Genomic DNA, 5213 nt, shown 5'->3' with positions numbered 1-5213 from the left:
TGATAACAATACTGAACGCTTAATTGAGCAAATGGACTTAATGGATTATCAGACCATGTCTGACCAACTTGAGTCTCAGTAGTGTTGCCCGCATCAATTAATCATCGATTGACCATGTATCAGGCATAAAAAAACGGCTTACATTATAAGCCGTTTTTTTTCGTTACTATCCGTGATTACTTTAAAGTCACTTTAGCAAACTTGCGTTTACCCACTTGGAATACAGCTTCAAGACCTGCATTAAAAATTTGACGACTGTCTTCAATCTTGTCGCCGTCCATTTTAACTGCGCCTTGCTTAATCATACGCATACCGTCAGAGGTTGAACCCACAAGGCCTGCATCTTTAAGTAAGTTAGCAATAGCTAACCCTTCGCCCGCTTCTAATACCACTTCTTCGATGTCATCCGGGATTGCACCTTTTTGGAAACGGTCGATAAAAGCTTGATGCGCTGCTTGTGCTTGATCTTCATCATGAAAACGAGCAATGATTTCTTTGGCTAACAAAATTTTGATGTCACGTGGGTTTGTGCCATTTTCAACGTCTAACTTGAATTGGGCTAATTCAGTTAACGGACGGAATGACAACAGTTCAAGATAACGCCACATTAAGTCATCAGAAATCGACATCAGTTTGCCAAACATTTCGTTAGCAGGCTCGCTTACACCAATATAATTATGAGCCGATTTAGACATTTTCTTAACGCCATCTAACCCTTCAAGCAATGGCATCATGATGACAGTCTGCGGTTTTTGGCCTTCAGACTTTTGCAATTCACGACCCATAAGCAGGTTAAACTTTTGATCTGTTCCGCCTAATTCAACATCGGCTTTCAATGCAACCGAATCGTAACCTTGTAGTAAAGGATACATAAATTCATGGATAGCAATAGATTGACCTGATGCATAACGCTTTTTAAAGTCGTCGCGTTCCATCATTCGAGCAACGGTTTGCTGTGATGCTAAGCGGATCATGCCAGCCGCGCCTAACGGCTCTAACCAGCTAGAGTTAAATACGATGCGGGTTTTTGCTGGGTCTAAAATTTTATAGACCTGTTCTTTATAGGTTTCGGCGTTAGCAAGCACTTGTTCACGAGTCAGTGGAGGACGAGTGCTATTTTTACCACTAGGATCACCGACCATACCGGTAAAGTCACCAATCAAGAAAATCACTTCGTGACCAAGCTCTTGAAAAGTACGCATTTTGTTTAAAATAACCGTGTGACCTAAGTGAATATCCGGAGCGGTAGGATCTGCACCTAATTTGATGCGTAATGGACGCCCTTCTTTCAGTTTCTCAAGCAAATCCGCTTCAAGTAATATCTCATCGGTACCGCGCTTAATCTCTGCCAATACTTGATCTAAATTCGCCATCTCTACTGCAACTCCCAGGGCTTGCACAAAAAATAAAGAGGTCTATGTTACTTGTTAGCCACGGCAAATGAAAGAGTGTACACTTAGCGGATAATAATGAGAGAGAAATTGGTAACTGAGTCAATGGCAAAGCTTCTTACTTTATTCACATTGCTGCCAAAAGCACATCAAATCACATTATCTTTATTGGTGATTCTAACGACATTTATTCTGATGTTTCCATCGGAAGACGCTCAAGCATCTAAACAAACCCGATTGGTAAGTCAATCTGCTGACGAATCCGACATCGAAACTAATGAAAATTATGCTATTCCGCTAGCCTTTCGCACGCCAACACCACCGAGCAATAACGACAGTATCGCTCAAAATGAATCGACTGATTTCATCTCTAATGATGTCCTTGAATCAAGTGATGATAGCGAAGATATAATTAGCGGTGAGACGCCTGACGATGAAGCTTTTGCCCAACATCTTGCCATGTTGCAAACCAGTACCTCTGATATTGATGGCATGATCAATGATATCGATCAGCAAGTTTCCACTCAAAAAGCAAAAATAAAACAACAAGCGGCTAACGATGATTACACTCATGAATACTATGAAGTGGCTAAAGGCGATACCTTAGGCGGCTTATTTAGCCGTGCGGGGCTGAGCGCCAAAGATGTCTATGACATTACCCAATTACCATTAGCGAAAAAGAATCTACTAAAAATTATGCCAGGCGAAGAAATCGCTATCAGCAAAAATGCCCAAGGTGAATTACAAGAATTAACTTATCGCATGGATAAAGTGTCGACCTTAATTATCAGTCAACACAACGAACAATACAAAGAAACCGTTAACACTAAAGAAGTCGTCAATCGCACCTCGTTTATTAGCGCTAATATCAAAAGTAATTTTTGGAATGCCGCTGCCGATGCAGGCTTGTCTGGTAACCACATTATGGAGTTAGCCAATATTTTTGGTTGGGATGTCGACTTTGCTCTGGATATTCGCAAAGGCGATCATTTTTCGTTGTTGTTCCAACAAGAATACGCCGACGGTCAATTTTTGCGAAATGGCAATATTCTCGCGGCAGAGTTTATTAACCAAGGTGAACGTTATACCGCAGTGCGTTATACCGATGGCGAATACTATTCAGAAAATGGCAATAGCATGCGTAAAGCCTTTTTGCGTTCACCAGTAGACTTTAAATACGTCAGTTCTAATTTTAACCCTCGTCGCTTACATCCGGTCACAGGTCAAATTAAAGCCCACCGCGGTGTTGATTATGTTGCCGCCATTGGTACACCCATTAAAGCTGCTGGCAAAGGGAAAGTTGTCGAGTCTGGTTACAATCAGTTTAATGGTAACTATGTCTTCATTAAACACAATGAAACCTACACCACTAAGTATTTGCATTTAACCAAGCGTAAAGTAAATCGTGGTGAAACCGTTAAACAAGGCCAAATAATTGGTACTCTGGGTAAAACAGGTCGAGTCACTGGCGCTCACTTACATTATGAATTTATCGTAAATGGGGTTCATCGCAATCCACGAACCATCGATTTACCGAAATCAATGCCAATTGATCGCAGAGAGAAGAACAAGTTCACTGCAATCAGCAAGCAATTGATGGCACAACTAAAATCAAATCAACAACAGCAATTAGCAAGTAACTAATAAGCTGTTTTATTGCTGTTTACAGAGAGTCACTTCATGTCTAAGCCAGAATATTTTATCGGTCTAATGTCAGGCACAAGCATGGATGGTGTAGATGCGGTGTTGGTTGATTTTTCGGCCGAACATCCTGTGCTCATCGCCAGCCATACAGAAGCTATTCCTGCGCATTTATTAAAAAAATTACAACGCTTATGTCAACCCGAAACAGATGAAATTAACCGCTTAGGCCAGCTTGATCGCAATATCGGCAAGTTGTTTGCTCAAGCGGTTAATCACTTATTAGCGAAAACAAAATTGACTGCTGATGAGGTGATCGCGATTGGTTCACATGGACAAACAGTGCGTCACATGCCCAACTTAGAAATGGGCTTCACTTTACAAATTGGCGACCCAAACACCATTGCGGTTGAAACCAATATCGATGTTATTGCTGATTTCAGACGTAAAGATATTGCCCTTGGCGGCCAAGGCGCACCGTTGGTTCCGGCATTCCATCAACAAGTGTTTGCTCAGTCTGGTCATTCAAGAGTTATTTTAAATATTGGTGGCATTGCTAATGTCACATACTTACCCGGCAATAGTGAGCAAGTGTTAGGTTTTGATACAGGTCCAGGTAACAACTTAATTGATGCCTTTATTCAACAAAACTTAAACCAACCTTTTGATGAAGATGGTGCTTGGGCTGATTCTGGTACCACTCATCCGGACTTACTCAAGCAACTATTATCACACTCTTATTTTTCGCAAGCTTACCCTAAAAGCACTGGCAGAGAGTTATTTAATCAAGCTTGGCTTGAGCAACAACTCGCTGACTATAGCCATTTAGATCAACAAGATATTCAATCCACTTTACTTGACCTTACCTGCCATAGTATTGCCAATGACATTAATAAACTGTCACCGACTGGCGAATTGTTTGTTTGCGGCGGTGGCGCGTTAAATAAAGCGCTAATGCAGCGACTAGCTACTTTGGTTCCAGGTTATAAAGTCGACACTACCAGCGCCTTAGGTGTTGATGCTAAGTGGGTTGAGGGAATTGCTTTTGCATGGTTAGCAATGCGTTATCACCATGATTTACCCGCCAACTTACCGGCAGTCACAGGTGCGTCACGTGCTGCTATATTAGGTGGTCGCTTTAAAGCAAGATAAATACACCAATATGTGCGGTTTACTTTTGCAATTGTGGCCTCAATGTTATGATGCCCACAAATTTGCTCAATCGTTTGAAATTGGGCAAAGCCGTCACTTAAGATGAGAGTCAATATGAGCAACAAAACCAAAAGTGTGTCTGAACTAATGAATCTAACGCCAGAAGGCCGTTACGATTATATGGTTGAGCAAATTAAAGCAGAAAAAATCATTTGGACACTTCAAGACCAAGATGGTTGCGTCATGCTAACCACAGAAGATGAAGATTGTATTCCAATGTGGCCTTCTGAAGAAACAGCTGCACTTTGGGCAGTTGATGAATGGAAAGACTGTGAACCATTAGCCATTCCACTAGACGAGTTTCAAGAACGTTGGGTGAGCGGCATGGAAGATGATGATTTATTTATCGCAGTGTTCCCGGTACAAGAAGACTTAGGTGTCGTTGTACCACCGTTTGAAATGAACGAACGTATTTCGCCAAAGAAACAACAAAAGCATTAATGTGTTATGACAATAATCAGCTCGGAATCAAACCAAATAGATAAAGTAACGGTCAAACCACGTTTACCAAAACGACTTATCGGTTTAATGGTTATTTATACATTATCGTCTGTCAGTGGATTAATGGCCGCCAGCTCACTATCAGAGTTAAGTGCAATGTTATGCATTTTGACCTTGATGATGGTATTGGCAATTATAGGTCGCCAGAAAGCAGGTTTATATCTACTGCGGGTTTATTGTCTGTTGCAACTGCTGTTGTATAGCCTATTACCGATCATAATGTATGACCCAGATAATTTGGTTGCCGGACCAACGACATTTGATTTTGGTTTATTTCAAGCCGTAGTGCCTGATTGGCTTATATACTCAGTGCTGATTACGCTAGGTATTATACAAGTGTGGATTAGCTTTAATGCCAAAGTGAAAGCGTGGTTTAAACCGCGAATGAATCTCAATATTATGAGTAGCTAATCATCGCTTGTATTATTTAGAGATGTTGTCCATAAATCAAAAAAGCCATCGAAAGAC

General features: G+C 41.1%; 5 protein-coding genes. 4 read left to right on the top strand and 1 reads right to left on the bottom strand.

Annotated elements, in window-relative coordinates:
• Positions 1-176: 176 nt before the first annotated feature.
• Positions 177-1373, bottom strand: a complete 1197-nt coding sequence (gene tyrS, locus H5202_RS17720) for a tyrosine--tRNA ligase (RefSeq protein ID WP_182773237.1) — start codon at positions 1371-1373, stop codon at positions 177-179.
• A 123-nt stretch (positions 1374-1496) separates the two neighbouring features.
• Between tyrS and H5202_RS17715 the strand changes: the two genes are divergently transcribed.
• The 4 genes from H5202_RS17715 to H5202_RS17700 all read left to right on the top strand — a co-directional run bounded on the left by H5202_RS17715 (position 1497) and on the right by H5202_RS17700 (position 5156).
• Positions 1497-3035, top strand: a complete 1539-nt coding sequence (locus H5202_RS17715) for a peptidoglycan DD-metalloendopeptidase family protein (RefSeq protein WP_182773238.1) — start codon at positions 1497-1499, stop codon at positions 3033-3035.
• 36 nt (positions 3036-3071) lie between these two features.
• Positions 3072-4184, top strand: coding sequence for an anhydro-N-acetylmuramic acid kinase (locus H5202_RS17710; RefSeq protein ID WP_182773236.1), 1113 nt, complete (start codon positions 3072-3074; stop codon positions 4182-4184).
• Between the two features lie 114 nt (positions 4185-4298).
• Complete coding sequence (locus H5202_RS17705) at positions 4299-4685, top strand: DUF2750 domain-containing protein (protein WP_162023702.1); 387 nt, start codon at positions 4299-4301, stop codon at positions 4683-4685.
• 6 nt (positions 4686-4691) lie between these two features.
• Entirely contained in the window at positions 4692-5156 is a 465-nt protein-coding gene (locus tag H5202_RS17700) for a hypothetical protein (RefSeq protein WP_182744259.1), read from the top strand.
• Positions 5157-5213: the final 57 nt, after the last annotated feature.

This window comes from Shewanella sp. SG41-4, from assembly GCF_014164505.1.
Taxonomy (GTDB): domain Bacteria; phylum Pseudomonadota; class Gammaproteobacteria; order Enterobacterales; family Shewanellaceae; genus Shewanella.
The sequence above is the reverse complement of the archived record's forward strand: the minus strand, read 5'-3'. Positions and strand labels throughout refer to the sequence as shown.